Raw genomic sequence first — 21,537 nt, forward strand, 5'->3', positions numbered from 1 at the left:
GGCGTTTGAGGACGAGCGGCGGAGCCGCGATACGGGGTCCGGGGCGGAGCCCCGGAAGGGGGCCAGGGGCGGAGCCCCGGCAGGGGTGCAGGGGGCGGAGCCCCCGCCTCACCGCGCGGAGCGCGGTGCCGGGCCGAGGGGCGGAGCCCCGGAAGAAACGGTGAAAGGGCGGGTCCGGGGCATACCTCCCAACCAACCTGACGGCGCGTCAGGCCCGCACACGCCCCCAACTCCCCACGAACAACCCCCGCGCAGAACAACCGCGCCCGCATGACCATGCGCGCGACCGGAAGTCGCCCTTGTGCACTCCCTCCCCGGACAGGAACACTCGGATACCTACGGCTTGGCATGGACGCGACCCTCCCACCGGAGCGGAGCGCGGCGGTGCCGGGTCCGTCCTCCGGACCCGGCCGGCCGTCCGCGGTCGGGGCCAACCCCCCACCTGGAGGTGCCGAGTTTGAAGACCTTCCGGTTGTCCCTCCGTGCGATGCCGGCCGCCGTCGTGCTCGCGGCCTCGGCGCTCGTCCCGCAGCCGGCCGACGCGTCCGCGTCCACCGCCGCCCGCCTCGCCGCCACCCGGCAGACGCTCGACGCCCGCGCCGCGATCCCGGGCACGGCCTGGGTGACGGATCCCAGAGCCGGCCGGGTCGTCGTCACCGCCGACTCCACCGTCACGGGGGCACGGCTGGCGCGGCTCACCGAGGTCACGGCCGGGCTGGGGGACGCCGTGGTGGTGCGGAGAACGACGGCGCGGCTCACGCGGTTCGTCGCGGGGGGCGGCGCCGTCTGGGGCGGCACGGCCCGCTGTTCGCTCGGCTTCAACGTCAACCGGGGCGGCCGGCCGGCCTTCCTGACCGCGGGGCACTGCGGGAACGCCGTTCCCGACTGGGCGGAGACCAGGGGCGGTCCGCGGGCCGCCGTCACCGAGACCTCCGTGTTCCCCGGCGGCGACTACGCCCTCGCCCGCTACACCGACGGCGCCGCCCGCCCGAGCGCGGTCGACCTCCACGACGGCGGCACCCGGACCATCACCCGCGCCGGCCGGGCGTACGCCGGCGAGCGGGTCCGGCGCAGCGGCGCCACCACCGGCGTGCGCGGCGGCACTGTGACGGGGCTGAACGCCACGGTCAACTACCAGGAGGGCCGGGTCGACGGGCTGATCGAGACGGACGTCTGCGCGGAGCCCGGGGACAGCGGCGGGCCGCTCTTCGACGGTGACGCCGCCCTCGGCATTACCTCGGGCGGCACCGGCAACTGCCGTACGGGCGGGAAGACTTACTACCAGCCGGTGGACCGGGCGCTGCGGGCGCTGGGCGCGTCCATCGGCTGATGCGCGCCGCCCCGCACCAGGCCGCGGCCCCCGGACACACCTCCACGGTGTCCGGGGGCCGCTTCACGTGCCGGTTCCCCACGGGTTCACGGCCCGGGCCGGCCCGGGTCAGAACTCGAAGACGATGCCCTTGCCCGCCTTGAGCTCGCACGTGTTGCCGAAGACGTGCTCGTACTTGACGCGCCGGCCCTCGTAGACACCCTCGGCGGTGACGACGTAGGGGTTCCACTCCTTGGTGCAGGCCGTGCCGTCCTTCACCTTGGTGATGTCCTCGAACTTGCCGCCCACGGCGCGCAGTTCGTTGCAGGCCCCGCGGGCGTCGGGATGAGTGCCACTCGCCTTCGGCGTGCAGGTGAGCGTCACGGCGCGCTGGACGCCGGAGTTGGTCGAGCTGTCGCCCTGGGCGACGGTCAGTACGAGCGCTGAGGGCGCGTACAGACTCTGCTGGGCAGCGGGTGCGGGCGCGGGGGCCGCGGTCGCACTCGTCCCGGCGCCCACCAGGCTGCCCAGGATCAACGCTGACCCTAGGGCGATCCCCCCAGTGATGTACCGCATTCCGAACACTCCCTTGTTCGTGGGTTCCGATAACGAGCCGCAGTCTGGCCCAAGCCGTGCACGAATGCACGTGGATCGATCACTTCCAGTCGTCATGTGAAAACAGTGGGTAGTGGCCGGATTCGAGTGGCCGTCCGGGCGGCTCCGGGGTTCCGTATGCGATCCGGGGCGCGGTGGGCGCCCGGTCTGGGAGGGAAGGGGCGAATTGGTGTTTCAGGAGTATTGACCTGCGGTGATTCCTTGCCATCGTTGACCGCGTCGTGTTCATGCCTGTGAAACACAGGATTAATACCCGGAAAATCGAAGGATTGGGTGATGGGCGGCCGCGGTCGGGTTGCGGGGGAGGCCCGGCCGAAAAGAGGGGCTCCGGGGGGCCGGGGAGGGATTCCGGACGCCCCGGGAGCGGCCCAGCAATGTCCGAAGAGCTGCCATCCCGACCGTCTGGTATGCCGGTTCAGGTCAACTCACGGGGCTCTTCGGCCTCTTGCGCTCGCGGAACACCGCGCACCCCAGCGCCACCAATGCCCCGGCCACCGCCCACGCGGACAGCACCAGCAGCGGCCCGGTCAGCGCGTTCCCGTCGAAGTAGGCCAGGGAACGGGCGGACCAGGTGCCCGCGCCGGGCGGGAGCGCCGGGCCGATCGTCCGCCAGAAGGGCGGCAGCAGGGGGTAGGGGTAGGCGCCGCCCGCGCCCGGATTGCCCAGCACGACGACGATCGCGATCGCCAGCCCGATGCCGACGATGCCGGCCAGCCCCTGGAGGGCGAGGGTGAGCGCCGCGACGGCGAAGACGACCAGCGTGCCCAGCCCCCACAGCGGGGCGATGCCGGCGGGCAGCGCGTCCAGGACCGGGCCGGTGACGACCGCGCCGAGCAGGCCCGCGGCGGCCGCGTAGACCGCGAGCGCGCCCAGCCGGATCACCGCCCGGCGGAGGTTGGCGGGCCGGGCGCCGGCGCTGATCGCGATGATCGCGGCGCACAGGTAGCCGCCCACGCACCAGCCGACCACCAGGTAGAACGAGGTCAGCCCGCGGGCGTCCCCGGCCGCCGCGGGGGCGATGTCGTCGGTCCGTACCGAACGGTGCTGCCCCGCCTCGACACGGCCGACGACCGCCTCCGCGGCCTGGGCCAGCGAGGCGCCCGCGCCGCCCGCGACCAGCAGGGTGTCGGTGGTGCCGCGCGGGTCGACCACCAGCGCCGCGTCGAGCTCGCGCGCGCGGATCCGGCGCGCGGCCCGCTCCGCGTCCTCCTCGGCACTCGGGTCCAGGGGCCGGCCCGGCAGGGCGCCGAGCCGTTCCACCAGGGCCGCCCGGGTCTGCTGCGGCGCGACCACGCCCAGCCGGACGTCCGTCGGCACGGGGCGGTGGAAGGCGCCGACGTACGAGGCGATGAACGCGAGCTGGAGCAGCAGCACGCCGGTGACCAGGAGGGCGGCGTGGCCGGTCACCGCGGTGCGCACCTCCCGGGCGAATGAGCTCATGCCCCGAGCCTGCGGGGCGCGGCGGGCCGGTGCAGGCGGGCCGGGCCATTCGAGTGGCGCACTCGCGAGCCCATGCGGATGTTCGATGTTTGGCCTGTGGTGGGGAGCGAAGGGCGAAAACCGGCCACAGGGGCGACGGCGGCGCAGCGGCGAGGAGGTGCGATGGCCGCGTCGGGCTTCTCGGCGCGGTACGGCCTTCTCGGTGCGGTACAGCGCCTCGCGCCCCGGGGCGGCCGGCCGTACGGGTTGCCGAACGGGCCGCCGAGTGCGGCCCGGACGCGCTCGCCCTCGCCGAACCGGTCGCGCACACCCCGGCGTTGACCGCCGTCGCGTACGCGCTGCACGACGCGCCCGGCCTTGCAGTGCGCCCGGGTGCGGGCCGTGACGCTGCGCGCCGAGGAGCTCGGCGCCGCCGGGGCCGCCCCCCAGCAGGCGGACGTCCGTCGCCGACGCCACGGACGGCAAGGCACGCCGGATCGAGGCGGCCGTGGACCGGGCGCGGCCGCGCCGCGGCACGTCGGTCGTGGGGCCGGCGGCTGCGCTGCGCGTGGCGTGAGGGCATGAGTGCACGTCAAACAGCGGGCAGGAGCATGTCCCCACGCGCCTACTCGCTGGTAAGTTGATGCACCGTCAGCGCATCGTCAGCGCGCGGCCCGAACCGGCCGCTGCGCCGGTGCCGTGCGCCCATCCACATTCCCCCGCCTGTGAGGTACCTCCCGTGTCCGGGATACAAAGACTCCTGCGTCCCCTGCATGCGCTCCTCGCCGCCCTGGCCCTGGTTCTGACGGCCGGCGCCGTCGCCCCGGCGGCCACCGCCGCCCCGGCCGCCGAGCGGACGGTCGGCAGCGGCTGGAACGACTACTCCTGCAAGCCGTCGTCCGCCCATCCCCGTCCCGTCGTCCTTGTCCACGGCACTCTCGGCAACTCCGTGGACAACTGGCTCGGTCTGGCGCCCTACCTGGTCAACCGCGGCTACTGCGTCTTCTCCCTCGACTACGGCAAGCTGCCCGGCGTGCCGATGTTCCATGGGCTCGGTCCCATCGACAAGGGGGCGGAGGAGCTCTCCGTCTACGTCGACAAGGTCCGCGAGGCCACCGGTGTGGACAAGGTCGACCTGGTCGGTCACTCCCAGGGCGGCGCGATGCCGCGCTACTACCTCAACTTCCTCGGCGGCGCGGACAAGGTGAACTCCCTGACCGGCCTGGTCCCCTCCAGCCACGGCACGACCGTGCACGGCCTCACCAAGCTGATGGACAGTATCCCCGGCGCCCGCAAGGCGCTCGGCGGCTTCGCCCCCGGTCTCACCGACCAGGCGCTCGGCTCCGACTACCTCAAGAAGCTCAACTCCGTCCCGGACACCGTGCCCGGCGTCCGCTACACGGTCATCGCGACCAAGTACGACGAGATCGTCTCGCCGTATCAGTCCGCGTTCCTGTCCGGGCCCAACGTCCGCAACGTCCTGCTCCAGGACCTCTGCAAGGTCGACCTCTCCGGGCACTTCGCCACCGGCATGACCGACCGCATCGCCTTCCACGAGGTCGCCAACGCCCTCGACCCGGCCAACGCGAAGCCGACGACGTGCGCTTCGGCGGTCATCGGCTGAACGTGGCGGTGTTCCGGGCCGGTTGACCCGTACGGAGGGCGACCGGCCCGGCACGCCGGGTGGGCGACCGGAACGCCGCGCAGGAAATGCGTGCCGCACTCATTGACTCGTGAGTAAGGGACCCGCAACCTACTCGCAGGTAGGTTACCCGCGGTTCAGTACGCCGCAGTCGCACGATCGTCGTGCTGATGCCGCACACCCTCTCCCTCACCTGCGAGGTGTCCCTGTGCCCGAATCCAGGAACGGATCAGCGAAGAGACCGGCGAAGGGACCGGCCGGGAGACCGGCGGACAGAGCTGGGAAACCCGCCCGAATACGCCGGTTCCTCCGTGCCCTGTACGCCGTCCTCCCCGCCCTGGCCCTGATCCTGACGGCGGCCACCGCCGCCCCGGCCGCCGAGCGGACGGTCGGCAGCGGCTGGAACGACTACTCCTGCAAGCCGTCGTCCGCCCATCCCCGTCCCGTCGTCCTTGTCCACGGCACTCTCGGCAACTCCGTGGACAACTGGCTCGGTCTGGCGCCCTACCTGGTCAACCGCGGCTACTGCGTCTTCTCCCTCGACTACGGCCAACTCCCGGGAGTGCCCCCGGTATTCAACGGCCTGGGCCCGGTCGCCAAGTCGGCCGAGCAGCTCTCCGCGTACGTGGACCGGGTCCGCGCGGCGACCGGGGCGGCCAAGGTGGACCTGGTCGGCCACTCCCAGGGCGGCATGATGCCGCGCTACTACCTCAACTTCCTCGGCGGCGGCCCCAAGACCGCCTCCCTCACCGGGCTGGCCCCCTCCAGTCACGGCACGACCCTCTCGGGTCTCACCAAGCTGATGGACAAGATCCCCGGCGCCCGCGAGGCCATCCACGGCGTGACCCCCGGTCTCACCGACCAGGCCCTCGGCTCGGACTTCCTCAAGCGCCTCAACTCCCGCCCGGACACGGTCCCCGGCGTCCGCTACACCGTCGTCGCGACCCGCTACGACGAGGTCGTCACACCGTGGCGCAGCGCCTTCCTCTCGGGCCCGAACGTCCGCAACGTCGTGCTCCAGGAGCGCTGCGGCGCCGACCTCTCCGAGCATCTGGCGATCGGCCTGGTGGACCGCGTCGCCTTCCACGAGGTCGCCAACACCCTCGACCCCGCGCACGCCACGCCGTCGAGCTGTGCCTCGGTGGTCACCGGCTGACGCCGTCGTCCCGGTCGCCCGGGGCCGGCGGCTCCGGGCGCACCATCGCGAACTCCCGGGTGTCCTCGCCCTCCCGGACCGACTGCCACTCTCCCGTCCGCCGGAACCCGTGCCGCGCGTACAGCCGTTCCGCCGGCTCGTTGCCCTCCGTGACCCACAGCCGCACCTCGGGCCGGCCGTGGCCGTCCGCCCAGGCGAGGGCGGCTTCGACGAGGAGGTCCGCCGCGCCCCGGCCGCGGGCGCCGGGAGCCACCCACATCGAGACGAGCTCGGCTCGGCGCGGCTCCTCCGGCAGCACGGAGACGAGGCCGCACGGCCGGCCGCCGTCCTCGGCGTCCTCGGCCAGGAAGGTGTTGCGCCGGGTCAGCCGCTCCCGCCACCGCTCCTCCGGGAAGGCGTTCTCCCCGCTCCAGGTCGAGCAGAAGGCGTAGGGGGCGTCGGCCAGGGCGGCGAGCCGGACGGAGCGGTACAGTCGCCACTCCTCGGGGCCTGTCGGGCGCACGGTGATGTCGGTCATGCCCGGACCGTGTCATCCGGCAGGGCGGGGCGCAAAGGGGTTTCGGCGGGCCGGGCGTTTTCGCAGGCCGGGCGAGCGGAAGGAACATACCGGGGCGTAAGGGCCCTATAGGGCAAGTGAATTGACACTGTTAGGGTTGCCTAACCTAATCTCTCTGGTGTGGCCGGGATCCAAACTCCGGCCCGATGGGAGAACTTGTGAGCGAGCGCAGCCCCGAAACCCTCGCGCACCGCAGCGTGCGCCCCCACGAACTCCCGGACGCCGCCGAGCGCGAGCTCCTCGGCCGGGTGCTCGACGCCCTGCTGCGCGAGGACGCCTACCGGTTGCGCAGCACCGCGCACCTCCACCGCCGCCCGGACGGCGACTGGCTCGCCCTGCGCGCCGGGGAACGGACCATCTGCGTCCCGGTCACCGGCGACGGCCACCGGCGCCCGGTCCGCGTCCGCCGGCCGCTGCTGGAGACCGCCGGTGCCACCGTCACCCGGCTCGGCCCCGCCCTGGCGGTGCTGCGCGCCGCCGCCGGCCCCCACGACCAGGACGGATTCGACGCGTTCGCCGCCGAGTGCGCCGCCGAACTCGCCGCCCTGCGGCTGCACGAGCGGCTGCGCGACGACGTCGCCGAGCGGCTCGCCGCCGGCTACGGCACCGGCGCCGCCGCCTGGAAGGGACCGCGCGGCGCGCTCGCGTTCGGCACCCTCGCCGCCTCCCGCCCCGACCCCCTCCACCCGGCCGGCCGCGCCCGCTCCGGCCTCGCCGTCGACGAACTGCCCGGCTACGCACCGGAGTTCCACCCCGGCTTCGGACTGCGCTGGCTCGCCCTGCCGCACGCCGCCCTGCGCACCCGGCCCACGGGCCTGCCCGCCTGGTGGCCCGCCCCCGACCGGCTCGGCCTGCCCGAGCTGACGGGCACCCACACCGCGCTGCCCGTGCACCCGCTGACCGCGGGGGAGCCGCTCGCCCGGGCGCTGCGCGCCGCCGGTCTGCAGGACGTGGCGCACCTCGCCGTCAAGCCCTGGCTGGACGTGGTCCCGACGCTGCCGGCGGGCACCGTCGCCCCGCTCGACGACCCGGCCGTCCACCTCGAACTGCCCCTGGCCGAACGGGGAATCGCCTCGCTCCCGGACCGCGCCGTGGGCCAGCGCCTGCTGGAGGAGGTCCTCGCGCGCGAGCCACGCCTCGCCCCGGCCGTCCTGCTCGCCGACGAGCGCACCCACCTCGACGCCGGTCGCGAACTCCTCGCCGCCCTGGTGCGCCGCCGCCCGGACGGACTCACCGACGCCCACGTCGTACCCGTCGCCGCCCTGTCCGCCCGCACCCCCGACGGCGTCCTGGTGGCCGACGCGCTGGCCGACCGCTACTACGGCGGCTCCCTCCACGCCCTCCTCGACGCCTACTTCACCCTGCTCCTCGACTGGCACACGACCCTCTTCGCCTACGGCGTGGCCCCGGACTCCCACCAGCGAAACGTTTCCCTGGTGCTGGACGAGCACGAAGGCCGCCCCCGGCTGCGCCTCCTCCAGGAGGACCACGCCGGCCTCCGCGTCAACGCGATACGCCTCGTCGCCCGCCTCGGCGGCGGCCGGGCCGCGGACCTCCTCGGCTTCGCCGACCGCCGCGTCCTCGTCGGCCACGACGGCCCGGTCGCCGACCTCTTCACCGCCGCCGCCGTCCACCTCTGCGCCGCGGCCCCCGCCGGTGAACTCGCCGGCACGGGCCGCGGCGACCGCGCCACCTGGCTGCGCCTGCTGCGCACCCGCCTCGCCGAGGCCGCGGACCGCCTCCCGTCCGGCCCCGCCGCCGTCCTGCGCACCCGGGTCCTGGAGGCCGGCCTGCTCCCCGTCCGGACGACGGTCACCGCCGGTGCCGACGGCTCGGGCAGGCGCTATGTGAACGGCCCGAACTACCTTTTGGAGGCGGCGCGTTGAGATTGCGCGGGGTGGGTTCCGGGCCCGCTCGAACCGCCGCTTCCGGGCGTCCCGGCGCTCCGCCCGTACTGCCGGACGCCGGCGCGCTTCTCCTTCGGACCGCCCGTGACGTCGAGCGTCCGGCCGCTGCGGACGCGGAGTCGTCGCTCGCGTCGGACATCGGCATCTGCCCGCACTCCGCGGCGTTGAAGCCATCGTGCCGCGCCCCGGCCCTTCGGGTCGCCGTCCTCGGCGACGCGGACGGCCATGTGCCGCACACCCTCCGTTCGCCTGAGGTCCTTTGGGGCGCTCCGCCCCGAGATCGCCTTGGCAGGGCCGCCCGGTCCTTCGTGGGGGCCCGATCGGCCAAAGTCGCCGACCGGCTGTTTGAACCCGCCGGTTGAAAAAGGTTTTACCCGGCATGGTTGGTACATACATCTATACGGGCGTAGCGTCACCGGCGCGGACCGCGACGGGACGGCGGCCCGCGACCACGGGGGCTGAGCCCTGCCCGGACCCAACCGGGCGGCACGACCGAAAGGGGACACCGCGACATGTGCGGGATCACCGGATGGATCGCCTACGACCAGGACCTCACCGCCGACGCCGGCGCGCGCGGCACGCTCGACGCCATGACGCGGACCATGGAGCTGCGCGGCCCCGACGCGGGCGGCGCCTGGGTGGACACCCACGCCGCCCTCGGCCACCGCCGCCTCGCCGTCATCGACATTGTGGGCGGCAAGCAGCCCATGCTCGTCCAGCACGACGGCCGCACCCAGGCCGTCATCACCTACAGTGGCGAGGTCTACAACTACCGCGAGCTGCGCTCCGAACTCGCCTCCCGGGGGCACACGTTCCGCACCAGCAGCGACACCGAGGTCGTGCTGCACGCCTACCTGGAGTGGGGCGAGGGCTTCGCCGAACGCCTCAACGGCATGTACGCGTTCGCCATATGGGACGCCCGCACCGAGGAGCTCCTCCTCGTCCGTGACCGGATGGGCATCAAGCCGCTCTACTACGCCCCCACTTCCGACGGCGTCGTCTTCGGCTCCGAGCAGAAGGCCGTGCTCACCCACCCCCGCGTCCCCGCCGTCGTGGACGCCGAGGGCCTCGCCGAGGTCCTCGCCTTCGTCAAGACGCCCGGCCACGCGGTCTACAAGGGCCTGCACGAGGTCCGCCCCGGCCACACCGTGCGCTTCCGCCGCGGATCCTCTCCCGCCGTCCGGCGCTACTGGGCGCTGGAGGCGCACGAGCACACCGACGACACCGCTACCACCGTCACGCGCGTCCGCGAACTCCTCGACGACATCGTCGCCCGCCAGCTCATCGCGGACGTGCCGCTGTGCACCCTGCTCTCCGGCGGACTGGACTCCTCCGCCATCACCGCCCTCGCCGCCAAGGGCCTCGGCGAGGCCGGCCGCGGCCCGGTGCGCTCCTTCTCCGTCGACTTCACCGGCCAGACCGAGAACTTCGTCCCGGACGACCTGCGCTCCACCCCCGACGGCCCGTACGCCCACGCCCTCGCCGAGCACGTGCGCTCCGACCACCGCGACATCGTCCTCGACACCGCCACCCTGATGGACCGCGGCCACCGCCGCGCCGTCCTCACCGCCCGCGACATGCCGCTCGGCTTCGGCGACGGCGACACCTCGCTCTACCTGCTGTTCAAGGCGATCCGCGAGCAGTCCACCGTCGCGCTCTCCGGGGAGTCCGCGGACGAGGTCTTCGGCGGCTACAAATGGTTCCACGACCCGGCCTCGGTCGACGCCGACACCTTCCCCTGGATCGCGGCGGGCGTGGCCGACACCTTCGGCGGCGGCAAGAGCGGCGGCTACGCGGCCCTCCTCGGCAAGGACGTCCTCGACGCCCTCGACCTGCCCGGCTACACCGAGGCCCGCTACCGCGAGGCCCTCGCCGAGGTCCCCCGGCTGCCCGGCGAGACGGGGAAGGAGAAGCGCATGCGCGAGGTCAGCTACCTCCACCTCACCCGCTTCGTCCAGATCCTCCTCGACCGCAAGGACCGGACCAGCATGGCCACCGGCCTGGAGGTCCGCGTCCCCTTCTGCGACCACCGCCTCGTCTCCTACGTCTTCAACACCCCCTGGTCGATGAAGACCTTCGACGGCCGCGAGAAGTCCCTCCTGCGCGCCGCCACCCGCGACGTCCTCCCCGACGCGGTCGCCGACCGCGTCAAGAGCCCCTACCCCTCCACCCAGGACCCCCGCTACGGCGAGGCCCTCCGCGCCGAACTCCGCCAGCTGGCCGCCGACAAGAACGCCCCGGTACGCCAACTCCTCGACGAGGACTCCCTCTCCTCCGCCCTCTCCGAGGACTCCGGCAGCCGCTACCGGGGCGCGACGGAACTCGTCCTGGGGCTGGACGCGTGGCTGCGGGGCGGGGGGACGGAGTTGAAGTTGTGAGGGTGGGGCCTTTGTGGGGCAGCGCTCCACGGGCCCGGACACCCTCGGTGCGAGCGACTTCGAGGGGGAACATGCTCACCTTCCGGTGCGAGATGCGCGCCGGCCTGGCCGTGCTTCAGCCTTCCGCCATCGTGGTGGTGGACTTGACTGCTTGACCGGCGATGGCCCCGGCCGGTTTTCCGGTCGGGGCTTCGGCGTTGATCAGGCAGAAAGAGGAAGGTCCGCAAGCATGAGTGCGTACACGGGGGAGTCGGGGAACGGCTGACGTTCTCCCACCTTCCGGTAGCCCCACGACTCGTACAGCGCTTGGACCTTGGGGTGGGTGACGTCCACCAGGAGCGCGGCGAGGTCGTCTTCGCGGGCTGCGAGGAGTGCGCGGTGCAGCCGCTCGGAGTGCCCGTGCTTGCGCCACTTGGGGCGCACCATCAGCTCGGACACGTGGAACGTCCGCGCCTTCTCCGGTGCCGGGTTCAGGTGTTCGCGCCACCATTCGCGGTCCGGGTTCGCGCCGGCTCCGTAGGCGTACCCGATGGGTTCGGGGCCGTCGTAGCCGATCACGCAGGAGAAGCCGGGGTTGCTGCTCCAGTGGTCCACGAACCACTCGAAGCGCTGGACGAAGGGATCGTCGGCCCGGTCGGCGTAGGCGTCGGCGTGCACGTCGAGCAGGGTCTGACGGATGTCGGCCGCGTCGTCGTGGGTGTAGTGGCGCACGTCGATGGTGGTGGTCACGCACGGCTCCATTCGTGGCGGTAGCGGTCGCCCCACTCTCGGGTGGCGGAGGCGCCGGGGGCAAGGGTGAGCAGGTCTCGGTAGAAGTCGCCGAGGAGGGAGCGCATGCGGCCGGGGATGGGGTAGCCGCTCATCTTGTCGAAGACGCTGGACGCGGTGGCGCATGCCTGCTCGACGTTGCGCTGGTGGAGCTGGGCCAGGGCCAGGCGGCAGGTGGCCAGGGACCGGTTGCGGTGGAACTGGCGGGGGATGGACGCGAGGGCGCGGTGGGAGGCGGCTTCGGCTTCCGCGGAGTGGCCGATGCGGTCGCGGACGATGGCGGTCAGGGCCGTCAGTTCGGCCGGGCCGTAGAAGGTGACCCAGGACGGGCGGGGCGCGGTGAGGTCGGCCTTGGTGAGGGCGTTCTCGGCGTGCCCGAGGGAGCGGACGGCTGCCTGGCGGTCGCCCCGGGTGGCGTGCCCGACGGCGGTGCGGGCGTGGGCGAGGGAGCCGTAGAACGGGTCACGGCGGGTGATGGCGCAGGCTTGGGCGGCCTGGCCGGCGTCCACGGCTTTGGTGAACTCGCGTCGCTGGTGGGCGAGCATGGCGTAGCTGTTCCACACCCGCATCTCGGCGACGGGGTCCTTGGCCATGCCGGCGAGGTACAGGGCGCGGTCGAGGTGGGCCTGTGCGCGACCGGACTGGCGGGCGTCGATGGCCGACCATGCGGCGGTTGCCGTGTAGTCGGCGGCGACGGAGAACAGGCGCTGCCGGATGCGCTGGGAGGCGGCGTGCTCCTGCATGTCGAGGGCGCGGTGGGCCCCGGTCAGGGCGGCGGTTTCGAGGGCTTCGTGGCCGCCTCGGTGGGCGTCCAGGGCCATCAGGGCATCCAGGCCGTTGCGGAGCTCGATGACGTCGGAGGTGCCGATGGTGGTCGGCCGGTCGGAGAGGAGCGGTGCGGCGGCAGCGGCGGTGCCGGACACGCTCGTGAGGAAGGTACGGCGCAGCACAGAGAGCTCCGGGGTGGTGGTGCGGTCTCTTCCCGCCGGGGGGACGAACCCCAGCTCTTCGGCGGTACACCCGAATAGTGCCTCCAGGGCGGCGAGTTGCCGAGGGTGGGGCCATCGGGTTTTTCCGGTGAGCCACTGCCGGATCGTGCGGTCCGAGACGGTGCCGGGGAAGCCGTGGGCGATGAGAAGGTCGTTGATGGCCTCGGCCAACTCATGCTGCTTGAACCCTAATTCGTCCATGAGTTCGCGAAGTCGCTGGTTGACCACCTTGTCGCCCACGGTGCCCAACGTAGCGAGGGGGCGCACGGCGCAAAACCCGGTCAGGGGCGCACGACCGGAAATTTCCGGTCGGCTGCACTCAACATTCCGGGAACTTTTCCTCCCGGCCTCGCGCTGACCGCCGTTGTACTGGCATCGACACACCGCGTGTCACTCACGGCGCGCGGTTCTTGATCCGCCGTCGCCCGCCGGTAACAGCTCCTCCGCACAGCTGCCCCCGGCGGGCGACGGCTTCGGACCACGCTGAGGCGACCCGATGACGATGACCGCACACCCTGCCGCGACCGGCGTCCCCGCGTACACGAAGTCCCTGCCCAGGGAGGCCGCATCCGCCCGGCAAGCCCGGCTCCTGGTGGCCGCCGTGCTCCACACCTGGAACCTGCCCGGCCTGCTCGACACCTGCGCGCTGATCGTGTCGGAGCTGGTCACCAACGCCGTCGAACACACCGAGTGCCGCAGCCTGCGGGTGACCGTCTCCCGTCCCCACCAGGGCCGCGTCCGGGTGGCCGTGGTGGACATGTCCCAGCAACGCCCCGCCCGCCGGAAACCGTCGCCCGAGGACGTGCGAGGGCGGGGCCTGGTCGTGGTCAGCGCCCTCGCCGATCGCTGGGGCGCTGACACCTTGCCGTGGGGGAAACGGGTGTGGGCCGACGTCCACGCACCGCGGCCGGACGGAGGCGATTCCAGATGAGGAGGACAACCACCATGTACGTCATGCGCCGGGCCGACGAGGCCGACGCCCCTACGCTGGCCCGCCTGGTCCGCGTCCGCGCCCAGTGGATGTCATGGCGCGGCCTGCCGGACGGCTACGACCTGGAGAAGCCGGCGCGGGCCGAGGCCATCGCCCGGCAGGCCACCGACGGCCGTACCCCGGTGTGGCTGCTGGCCGACGAGAACAACGGGCGGGTCCTCGGCTTCACCAGCCTGTACCCGGAGACGCCCCTGTGGGGATGGACGGAGGCCGAACAGGACGAGCCCGCCTTATTCATGGCGACGACGTTCACCGACCCCGACCGGAGCAGCGAGCGGCCCGGCGCCCTCATGGCCTGGTGGGCGCTCGGGTACGCCGCACGCACGGGGCGTGTATGGGTGCGGCGGGGCTGCACCCACGAGACCCTGATGCGCTACTACCGGGATGTTCAGGGCTTCGACGTCATCCACAGCGTCTACCTGCGCGGCGCCCTGACGTACCTGATGGCACGCAAGGCGGAGGAACTTCCCCGCCTGCCGGTCCGGACAGCCGCCAGGAGTGCCACCGTCGCCCGGAACCGGTACCGGTGGCCATTGAACCCGGCTGTCCCCATCACGTACTCAACGTGACGTTGCTGTCCATGGCAACGGGGGCGCGGGGTGGGCACCTGAGCCCCCTGCAGCGGCCGTATCTGGTACGCGGTGGTCAGACACCTGTGTGTTGGCCAGCCGGGTTCAAAGGGTAGATGCAGGGCGCGGCCCGAACAACGTGCTCCTGCACCGGGTTTCCGTCGCGCTGACGCTCGGTGACGTGGCCAGGGCACTGACCGAGGCCCCGGCGGGTGGACGTCAAAGCGTTGGCCGTGGCCGGGCGCCGGGCCGTCCTCTGGACGGACGCCGTACGGGCACTGCACGCCTGCGGCGGGACGAAGAAGGCCACGGCGGCTCTCCTCGCCGCCGAGCGGGAGGCGCCGGAAGAGGTACGGTCCCGTCCCGTCCCGTGGTCCGAGAGCTGATCGGGGAGTTGCTGATGCGTGACCGGAGCGGGCACGTTCCCGTACTGCGTTCGCCGGCGAGCCGCGCGCAGGTCGCCATATGACCGCGCGAGGCGTCCTGTACGTCGTCGTCTGCGTGGCGGGACCGGCCAAGGACGCCGGGCGGCTGGTCACGGCGGCCACCGAGCGAGGCTGGGACGTCTGCGTGATCGCCACACCGGCCGCCGCCGACGGGGAGTTCATCGATCGGGACGCGCTGGAGGCCGCGTCGGGCCGCCCGGTGCGCAGTACGTGGCGCCGCTCCGGGGAGGAGAAACGCAACCCGCCCGCCGACGCGGTCGTCGTGGCCCCGATGACGATGAACACCGTCAACAAGTGGGCGGCGGGCATTGCCGATACGTACGCGCTGGGGCTGGTCGCGGAGGCCGTCGGGCTCGGGCTGCCGGTGGTGGCGCTGCCGTTCTGGTCGACGGCGCTCGACGGGCATCCGGCCACGCGGCGATCGGTCGAGGTGCTGCGCGGGACGGGTGTCCGGGTGCTGCATGGGGAGGGGGAGTGGCTGCCGCATGCGCCCGGAACCGGAGGGCGGCAGCTGGACGCGTATCCGTGGCAGCTTGCTTTGGATGCCGTGGGAGGTCTGAAGCGCGGGTAAGAGGCCGTGTGACCGCAGCCAGGGGCCCTGCCCGGGCCCGAATATGAGCCGGAGGAATACGACCCCTATCCGTCCAGGTGGAAGCGGTCGGACATCCTTCGCAACTTCTCCCGGGTGATGGCTCGCTCCGCTTCGACGATCGTCCGGAGCGTGGCCCTGGCCATGGGGTGGTTGCGGATGAGCTGTGGCGCGATGCGCTCGGCCTTCTCCAGCTCCGTCACGGCCTTGTCCCGGTTCCCGTCCCACAGCCACGCACGCGCGATGTCCATGTGGTGGTGGCTGCGGCGGGAGTTGGGAAGCGCTTCCAGTACCGCGGCGTCGGTGCGCCGGTTTATGGCCAGGGCCTTGGTCTGGTCGCGCATCTCCAGTGCGACGCTGATGGAGTGGATCTCTACGTTGCCGCTGGAGAAGGTCAGCGAATGCCGATCGTGGACCGGATCACCGCTGTAGGCGTCGACACGGGCTCCGGCCCCGCGAGCGTGCCCAATACGGTCGTCCGTCTCCTGCTCGTTGCCGGCCCTCGCCGCGGAGACGGCAGCGCGCAGTTGCAGCGAACCCCAAACCCTCAGGGCCAGTTGGTCGCCCTGGTCGTATTCGTGCTGAACACTGCGGAGAGCCTTGTCCGACAGCGCGAGCGCATCGCTCCAGTCGGCGGTCGCCCACATGTCCCAGACCCGCATCCAGTCGGCGACGGCAGGCATCAGAGGGTCACCCGAGAGCTGGGCCGACCACGCAGCACGCTCGCAGGCCATGGCGATCAGCTCGGGGTGCCCGAGCGCGTGGGCAGCCGTGTGCGCGAACTTGCAGCACACGGCGTAGACGGCGAACGCCTCTTCCCGCTCGTGGCCGGAGGAGACCTCCGCCAGGGCACGGGCCTCCCGCAGCAGGTCCGGCAGGCATTGCAGGATCGCCACGTTCGCCGCCGCGTCGCGGAGCCGGTGCAGCCGCTTCATGTCCTGCCACAGCTCATCCGACGAACGCGGGGTTCCGTCGAAGACCGGCACCAGGTCGTACCGCCGGAGTTCCCGAAGGATCGGCGACGCGGCGACCTGCCATTGGTTGTCGGCCGGTGAGCTGGTGTACGGCCTCCCGATGAGGTCGTTGGGGTGGATGTGCAGCTCGGAGGCGACTTGGTTGAGGAGACCGACCCGGTCCAACTCGATCAGGCCGCGCTCCATCTTCGACACCCAGCCCTGCGACTTGCCCAGCGCCGCGGCGAGATCGGCTTGTGGCATGCCCAGCCGAAGGCGGGCCCGGCGTACGCGGCGACCGATTTCCTCGGCTTCCTCCAGCATCAGCGCACCTCCCCGCCCGCCGATGCGGGAACGTGCCTGCTGGACTCATGGGTTCGGGGGCAAGGCATCGTGGCTCCGTCCGGTCCGCGTCATGCTCGTTCCCTCGAACGGTACCGACGCCCCATGTCGTGGGGTAAGTGACTGCCTTGCTGCGGACTCTTCGCACTCGTTCCCGGAAGCCTGTACGAACGGCCACCACGGCCGGTCGGCCACGCTATCCATTCCCGTCGTGGCCGGTGCCCCGCCGGCCGTTGCACCGGGTGCTCACGGGGAGGGGAAGCGGGTGCCGCATCCGCCCGGTACGGGTGGGGAGCGGCTGGAGGCGTATTTGTGGCTGTTCGCCTTGGACGCCGTGGAATGCGCCGTACGGCCGTCACCGCTGTGACCGGGTGGCGTCGTAGCGGCAGCGGTTGTCGTTGATCTCCTGGCGGTGCGCGATGGCCCAATCGGCAAGGGCGGAGACGGAATCCAGCAGGGTCGTGCCGAGTGGGGTGAGGGTGTAGTCGACGCGGGGCGGGACGCTGGGGTGCACGGTCCGGGTGACGAGGCCGTCCCGTTCGAGGTGGCGCAGCGTCAGGGTGAGCATGCGCTGCGAGATGCCCTTGACCGCGCGGTGCAGTTCACTGAAGCGCAAGGTCCCGTCGCGGAGTTGGCCGATCACCAGGATGCTCCACTTGTCGCCGATCAGGGCGAGGATCCGCAGCACCTGCCGGCACGTCTCGTCGTCCGGCTCGGTCAAGGGTTACCTCCTTGTGCGCGACCGACACCAATGTGCCGTCTTCCCACCGGTGTTGCGATGACAAATCATGCTGCTGCGAACAAAGAGTAACCGTCTGACGGAAGGGAGTTCGCGGTGGCGAAGACGCTTGTTGTCGTCGGTGCCGGGCCGGGGCTGGGGATGGGAGTGGCCCGGGCCTTCGGGCGGCAGGGGTTCCAGGTGGGGCTGGTCGCGCGGAGGGCGGATGCCTTGCGGGCCATGGTGGGCGAGTTGGCCGGGCTGGGCGTCACCACCGGGGCGTTTCCCGCCGACATCCGGGACCGCGACGCGCTGGCCGGTGCGCTGGCGAGGGCCGAGGAGACGCTGGGGCCGGTCGACGTGCTGGAGTTCAGTCCCGGCCCGACCGGGACGATCACCCGGGCCGCACAGACCACGGTCGAGTCCGCCGCCGCACAGTTCGAAGTGCATGTGCTGGGCGCGATCACGGCGGTGGGGCACGTCCTGCCGCGGATGCGTGCCCGTGGCGAGGGGACGCTGCTGCTGACCACCGGGGTGTCGTCCACCGTCGCCGCGCCCTTCCTGGCCGACCTGGGCCTGGCCATGGCCGGCCTCCGCAACTGGGCGCACGCCCTCCGCGCCGAGCTCGGGCCCCAGGGGATCCACGTGGCAACCGTGACGATCGCCTCCGGAATCGTCCCCGGCGACCCCGTGACGGACCCCGACGTCATCGGCTCCCGCTACTACGACCTGTACCGGCGGCGGGACCGGGCGGAAGACGTCATCGGCGACCCCGAGGTCTTTCGCGCCCTGGTCGCCGAATGGTCCGCGGGACAGGGATGACCAGCCCCGGGGCGGGCTGCCGCCCCGCCGCGCCCGCCTGACGCACAATGGGGGCCGCACACCGCCCCGTCAGCCAGGAGCACAGCCGCCGTGACCTTGCACGTGACCGTCGACCAGGACGCGCCCGAACCGCCCTACGAGCAGATCCGCGCCGGCATCGCCGATCAGGCCCGCTCCGGCGAACTGCCCGTCGGCTACCGGCTGCCGACGGTGCGCGGGTTCGCCGAGCAGCTCGGCCTCGCCGCCAACACCGTGGCCAAGGCGTACCGGGCGCTGGAGACCGACGGGGTGATCGAGACGCGCGGCCGCAACGGCACCTTCGTCGCCGCCCCCGGCGACACCGCCGACCGGGAGGCCGCCGCGGCCGCCCGCGGCTACGCAGAGCGGGCCCGGCGGCTCGGCCTGGACCGGGCGGCCGCGCTCGCGGCGGCGGAGGAAGCGGTGCGCGCCGTCTACGACGCCTGAGTTCGGCTCCCGGGTTCGGGCGGAAGTCGTCCAAACCGTACGTCTCGCCGATACCCTTGCCGTGATGGGACGTCATGCCGGGGGGCCTTGGTTGTCGAAACGGGGGCGGTGGCGCTTGACCGCGCTGCTCGCGGCCCTCGCGTGCGGGCTGGGCCTGCTGTTCACCGTCGGCCTCGGCGGGCGGTCCGGCGACCGGGCCACGCGCGACGGGCGGGCGGCGCTGGGCTGGGGGTTCACCCACACCAAGTACAGCGCCGACCGCGGCGAGGACGGCGCCCGCCGCACCGCCGCCGAGCTGCTCTCCGCCACCCCCGTGCCGCAGAACCAGCACATCATGGGCTGGGGGGCGGACAACCCCGAGCCCAGACCCGGCAGTTACAACTTCACCGAACTCGACCGGCGCGTCGCCCTGATGCGCCGCACCGGGGCCACGCCCGTCCTCACGCTGTGCTGCGCCCCCGACTGGATGAAGGGCGGTGGAGAGCAGACCGACTGGTCCCAGCGTTCCCTGGAGAGGGCTCCGGAGCGCGCCCACTACAAGGACTTCGCCCGCCTCGCCGGCGTCGTCGCCAAGCGCTATCCCGACGTCCACCACTTCATCGTCTGGAACGAGCTCAAGGGCTTCTACGACGAATCGCGCAAGCGCTGGGACTACGAGGGCTACACCGAGCTCTACAACCTCGTCTACGAGGAAGTCCGCAGACAGCGCGACGACGTCCTCATCGGCGGACCGTACGTCGTCATGGACAGCAACTCGCCCGGCTCCGCCTCCAACGCGTCGTCCCTGCAGGGTGCTTGGGGCGTCGTCGACCAGCGCGCCCTCGACGCGCTCGCCTACTGGAACCGCCACAAGGCCGGTGCCGACTTCGTCGTCGTCGACGGCTCCAGCTATACGCGGGACGGCAGCCTGCTCCTCCCCGACGAGTTCCGCGCCACGCAGAAGTTCGCCGACGTCACGGCCTGGCTGAAGAGCGCGACCGGCCTGCCGGTGTGGTGGGCCGAGTGGTACGTCGAGCCGCCGGACGCCCAGGACAACCGCGCCGGCTGGACGGAGCAGCGCCGGGTCGCCGTCCAGGCCACGGCGATGATGCAAATGGCCCGGTCGGGCGTGGCCGCCGCCTTCTACTGGAACCCCGAGAGCGACACGGGCGCCTGCCCGGGGTGCCTGTGGAGCAGCACGGAGCTGAGCGGGGGAGGGACGGGGTTGCCGATGATGGAGCTGGTGTCCCGGTTCGGGAGGGTGTTTCCGCCGGGGGCGGACATGCGACGGCCGGTGGTGGAGGGCGACGGCGTGCAGGCGCTCGCCTCGGGTCGCGCGATGCTGGTGGTGAACACGCAGGACCATGGGGTGAGCGTGCGGGTGGACGGGCGGGGAGTGAGCCTGGGGGCGTATGAGGTGCGGTGGCTGGCGTGAGGGGGGAGTTGGCGGTGGACGAAGGAACGGCAGCCGCACGCGAAGTGAGCGCCCGGCCTGTTGACCGGAAGTGCGAGAGGCGCGTCAACCATGCAATTCCGCCCAGCGGAAGGGGGGTATGCCGTAGGCAGCGTGCGCCCGGCCGCCCGGCGTAACGTGGCAACCGGGAGGTAGTCGCATGGCAGCCGAAACATCTGAAGTCCGTTGGAACGTCAAGAAATACAGGCGTGCGATGGGCATGAGCCAGGAGGCTTTGGCCGACGCTTCGGGCTTGTCGGTCAAGACCGTTCAGAAGGTGGAACAGGGCGGGCACGTCCTCACCGAGACACCGCATGCCGTTGCGCGAGGTCTTGGAGTACCCACTTCCGAACTGTTCGCGGCAGGGGTTCCTGCTCCGGTGATCGGTGACGAGGAGACCCGGCAGAGCCTCGTACCGCTCCGGATGGCACTCATGCCCCCTTTGGGGCTTGACGGAGTGGTCGGCCAAGGCCACGCTTCGCCGGACCGGTTGGCGGACCTGTGGCGCGAGATCATGGACGCGCACGCGCTGTACCGGGCCGACGAGTTCGACTCGGTGGCGAGGAGGCTCCCCGCGTTGCTCACGCGAGCCGACGCCGCCGTAAACACGTCGGAAGGCGATGAGCGACAGCACGCCGTTGTCACGCACTCGCTGGCTTTGCTCGTGGCGGGCAAGTACCTGACCCAAGTGCGGCAGTACGACATGGCCTACCACGCGCTTGCGGAGGGCATCCGGCTCGCACGCGAGGCCGGTGAGCGCCGGATCGCCGCTACCGGCGTCGTCGGCATGTGCTGGCTCCTGCTGAGGCAAGACCGTTTCGCCGAGTGCTCCCACCTGGCGGTCACCACAGCCGAACTCATGGAGCCGCGTATGACGGAAGCCGACGGTTCACGCGTCGGTCTCTGGGGCGAACTGTGGATGCGCGCGGCCGCCGCCGCGATCCGGGACAATCGGCCGGACGACGCCAAGGCCGCGCGCCGGATGGTGGCGCGGGCTGCCGCAGGCATGGAGCGCGAGGACCGGACCTTCCCCGCCACCTGGGGAGGCTTCGGTCCGGTCACGGCGGCGATCAAGTCCATCGAGGACTGCCTGGTGATCGGCAACAGTGTCGGCGACGCACGCGCCGTGCTCGCACGTGCGGAAGAAGACGTGTTGTCGTCCAAGTCCCTCAAGAGGGTCGGCAAGCCCCAGGGAGCGAACTGGGCACGTCACCGGCTCGACGTAGCACGTGCGCACACCATCCTCGGGGCGCATCAGGACGCGACCGACGAACTGTTGGCCATCCGGTCCGAGCGAGGGGCGTGGATCAAACATCAGCCCATGGCCCGCCGGGTGATGGCCGACGTGCTCAAGTCGCGGAAGCGGACGCTCACCCAGGACATGCGAGAGATGGCTGGTTATCTGGCAGTCGTCGAGTAGGTCCCACGGGGCATAGGAGTTCCTTCGGGACGCGTTACGAACTCCTACTCT

At 72.1% G+C, this 21,537-nt stretch carries 20 protein-coding genes; 13 read left to right on the top strand and 7 right to left on the bottom strand.

The features are described from left to right. The first annotated feature begins 487 nt into the window (after positions 1–487). Positions 488–1,330 carry a S1 family peptidase gene (locus tag I5Q34_RS20245; protein ID WP_199893727.1) on the top strand — a complete coding sequence of 281 codons (843 nt, stop codon included), beginning with the start codon at positions 488–490 and terminating at the stop codon, positions 1,328–1,330. Positions 1,331–1,438: 108 nt separating this feature from the next. Here I5Q34_RS20245 and I5Q34_RS20250 read toward each other — a convergent pair whose 3' ends face one another. Then, complete coding sequence (locus I5Q34_RS20250; protein ID WP_199893728.1) at positions 1,439–1,885, bottom strand: subtilase-type protease inhibitor; 447 nt, start codon at positions 1,883–1,885, stop codon at positions 1,439–1,441. A 459-nt stretch (positions 1,886–2,344) separates the two neighbouring features. Further along, positions 2,345–3,364 (bottom strand): DUF3533 domain-containing protein, encoded by a 1,020-nt coding sequence (locus I5Q34_RS20255; RefSeq protein WP_199893729.1) that lies wholly within the window; start codon positions 3,362–3,364, stop codon positions 2,345–2,347. A 718-nt stretch (positions 3,365–4,082) separates the two neighbouring features. Between I5Q34_RS20255 and I5Q34_RS20260 the strand changes: the two genes are divergently transcribed. Both I5Q34_RS20260 and I5Q34_RS20265 read left to right on the top strand, forming a co-directional pair. Then, positions 4,083–4,967 carry a triacylglycerol lipase gene (locus tag I5Q34_RS20260; RefSeq protein WP_277965369.1) on the top strand — a complete coding sequence of 295 codons (885 nt, stop codon included), beginning with the start codon at positions 4,083–4,085 and terminating at the stop codon, positions 4,965–4,967. A 313-nt stretch (positions 4,968–5,280) separates the two neighbouring features. Continuing rightward, positions 5,281–6,141: a triacylglycerol lipase gene (locus I5Q34_RS20265; RefSeq protein ID WP_277965504.1), complete on the top strand. Its 861-nt coding sequence runs from the start codon at positions 5,281–5,283 to the stop codon at positions 6,139–6,141. On the opposite strand, the gene I5Q34_RS20270 is transcribed toward I5Q34_RS20265, so the two are convergent. After that, on the bottom strand, positions 6,131–6,658 hold the full coding sequence (locus I5Q34_RS20270) for a GNAT family N-acetyltransferase (RefSeq protein ID WP_199893731.1): 528 nt from the start codon (positions 6,656–6,658) through the stop codon (positions 6,131–6,133). The two genes, I5Q34_RS20265 and I5Q34_RS20270, sit on opposite strands and share 11 nt — an antisense overlap. A 185-nt stretch (positions 6,659–6,843) precedes the next feature. On the opposite strand from I5Q34_RS20270, the gene I5Q34_RS20275 reads away from it, so the two are divergent. Together I5Q34_RS20275 and asnB are read left to right on the top strand one after the other, a co-directional pair. Beyond that, positions 6,844–8,583 carry an IucA/IucC family protein gene (locus I5Q34_RS20275; protein ID WP_199893732.1) on the top strand — a complete coding sequence of 580 codons (1,740 nt, stop codon included), beginning with the start codon at positions 6,844–6,846 and terminating at the stop codon, positions 8,581–8,583. A 533-nt stretch (positions 8,584–9,116) separates the two neighbouring features. Next, a complete protein-coding gene (gene asnB / locus I5Q34_RS20280; RefSeq protein ID WP_199893733.1) occupies positions 9,117–10,982 on the top strand; it encodes an asparagine synthase (glutamine-hydrolyzing) in 1,866 nt (621 codons plus the stop codon). A 201-nt stretch (positions 10,983–11,183) separates the two neighbouring features. Here asnB and I5Q34_RS20285 read toward each other — a convergent pair whose 3' ends face one another. Together I5Q34_RS20285 and I5Q34_RS20290 are read right to left on the bottom strand one after the other, a co-directional pair. Continuing rightward, a complete protein-coding gene (locus I5Q34_RS20285; RefSeq protein WP_199893734.1) occupies positions 11,184–11,723 on the bottom strand; it encodes a GNAT family N-acetyltransferase in 540 nt (179 codons plus the stop codon). After that, entirely contained in the window at positions 11,708–12,979 is a 1,272-nt protein-coding gene (locus I5Q34_RS20290; RefSeq protein WP_277965370.1) for a helix-turn-helix transcriptional regulator, read from the bottom strand. Before I5Q34_RS20290 ends, I5Q34_RS20285 begins: the two co-directional genes overlap by 16 nt. A gap of 262 nt (positions 12,980–13,241) precedes the next feature. Here I5Q34_RS20290 and I5Q34_RS20295 point away from each other — a divergent pair, with 262 nt between their 5' ends. The 4 genes from I5Q34_RS20295 (at position 13,242) to I5Q34_RS20310 (ending at position 15,316) form a co-directional block, all read left to right on the top strand. Further along, positions 13,242–13,670 carry an ATP-binding protein gene (locus I5Q34_RS20295; protein WP_234429171.1) on the top strand — a complete coding sequence of 143 codons (429 nt, stop codon included), beginning with the start codon at positions 13,242–13,244 and terminating at the stop codon, positions 13,668–13,670. Further along, on the top strand, positions 13,667–14,299 hold the full coding sequence (locus I5Q34_RS20300) for a GNAT family N-acetyltransferase (RefSeq protein WP_199893736.1): 633 nt from the start codon (positions 13,667–13,669) through the stop codon (positions 14,297–14,299). The genes I5Q34_RS20295 and I5Q34_RS20300 overlap by 4 nt, the downstream gene beginning before the upstream one ends. Before the next feature lie 212 nt (positions 14,300–14,511). After that, complete coding sequence (locus tag I5Q34_RS20305; protein ID WP_199893737.1) at positions 14,512–14,685, top strand: hypothetical protein; 174 nt, start codon at positions 14,512–14,514, stop codon at positions 14,683–14,685. Positions 14,686–14,764: 79 nt separating this feature from the next. Continuing rightward, positions 14,765–15,316, top strand: a complete 552-nt coding sequence (locus I5Q34_RS20310) for a flavoprotein (RefSeq protein WP_199893738.1) — start codon at positions 14,765–14,767, stop codon at positions 15,314–15,316. Between the two features lie 65 nt (positions 15,317–15,381). Here the strand turns inward: I5Q34_RS20310 and I5Q34_RS20315 are convergent, their stop codons facing one another. Further along, positions 15,382–16,611, bottom strand: coding sequence for a helix-turn-helix domain-containing protein (locus tag I5Q34_RS20315; protein ID WP_199893739.1), 1,230 nt, complete (start codon positions 16,609–16,611; stop codon positions 15,382–15,384). Positions 16,612–16,984: 373 nt separating this feature from the next. Next, positions 16,985–17,350 (bottom strand): helix-turn-helix domain-containing protein, encoded by a 366-nt coding sequence (locus tag I5Q34_RS20320; protein WP_234429172.1) that lies wholly within the window; start codon positions 17,348–17,350, stop codon positions 16,985–16,987. 114 nt (positions 17,351–17,464) lie between these two features. Between I5Q34_RS20320 and I5Q34_RS20325 the strand changes: the two genes are divergently transcribed. From I5Q34_RS20325 to I5Q34_RS20340, 4 genes are all read left to right on the top strand, one after another. Further along, positions 17,465–18,169 (top strand): SDR family oxidoreductase, encoded by a 705-nt coding sequence (locus tag I5Q34_RS20325; protein ID WP_199893740.1) that lies wholly within the window; start codon positions 17,465–17,467, stop codon positions 18,167–18,169. Between the two features lie 90 nt (positions 18,170–18,259). Further along, positions 18,260–18,634, top strand: coding sequence for a GntR family transcriptional regulator (locus I5Q34_RS20330; protein WP_199893741.1), 375 nt, complete (start codon positions 18,260–18,262; stop codon positions 18,632–18,634). Between the two features lie 64 nt (positions 18,635–18,698). Then, positions 18,699–20,048, top strand: a complete 1,350-nt coding sequence (locus I5Q34_RS20335; RefSeq protein ID WP_199893742.1) for a xylan 1,4-beta-xylosidase — start codon at positions 18,699–18,701, stop codon at positions 20,046–20,048. A 178-nt stretch (positions 20,049–20,226) separates the two neighbouring features. After that, positions 20,227–21,486: a helix-turn-helix domain-containing protein gene (locus tag I5Q34_RS20340; protein ID WP_199893743.1), complete on the top strand. Its 1,260-nt coding sequence runs from the start codon at positions 20,227–20,229 to the stop codon at positions 21,484–21,486. Positions 21,487–21,537 lie beyond the last annotated feature (51 nt).

The organism is Streptomyces sp. AV19, assembly GCF_015999245.1.
Taxonomy (GTDB): Bacteria; Actinomycetota; Actinomycetes; order Streptomycetales; family Streptomycetaceae; genus Streptomyces.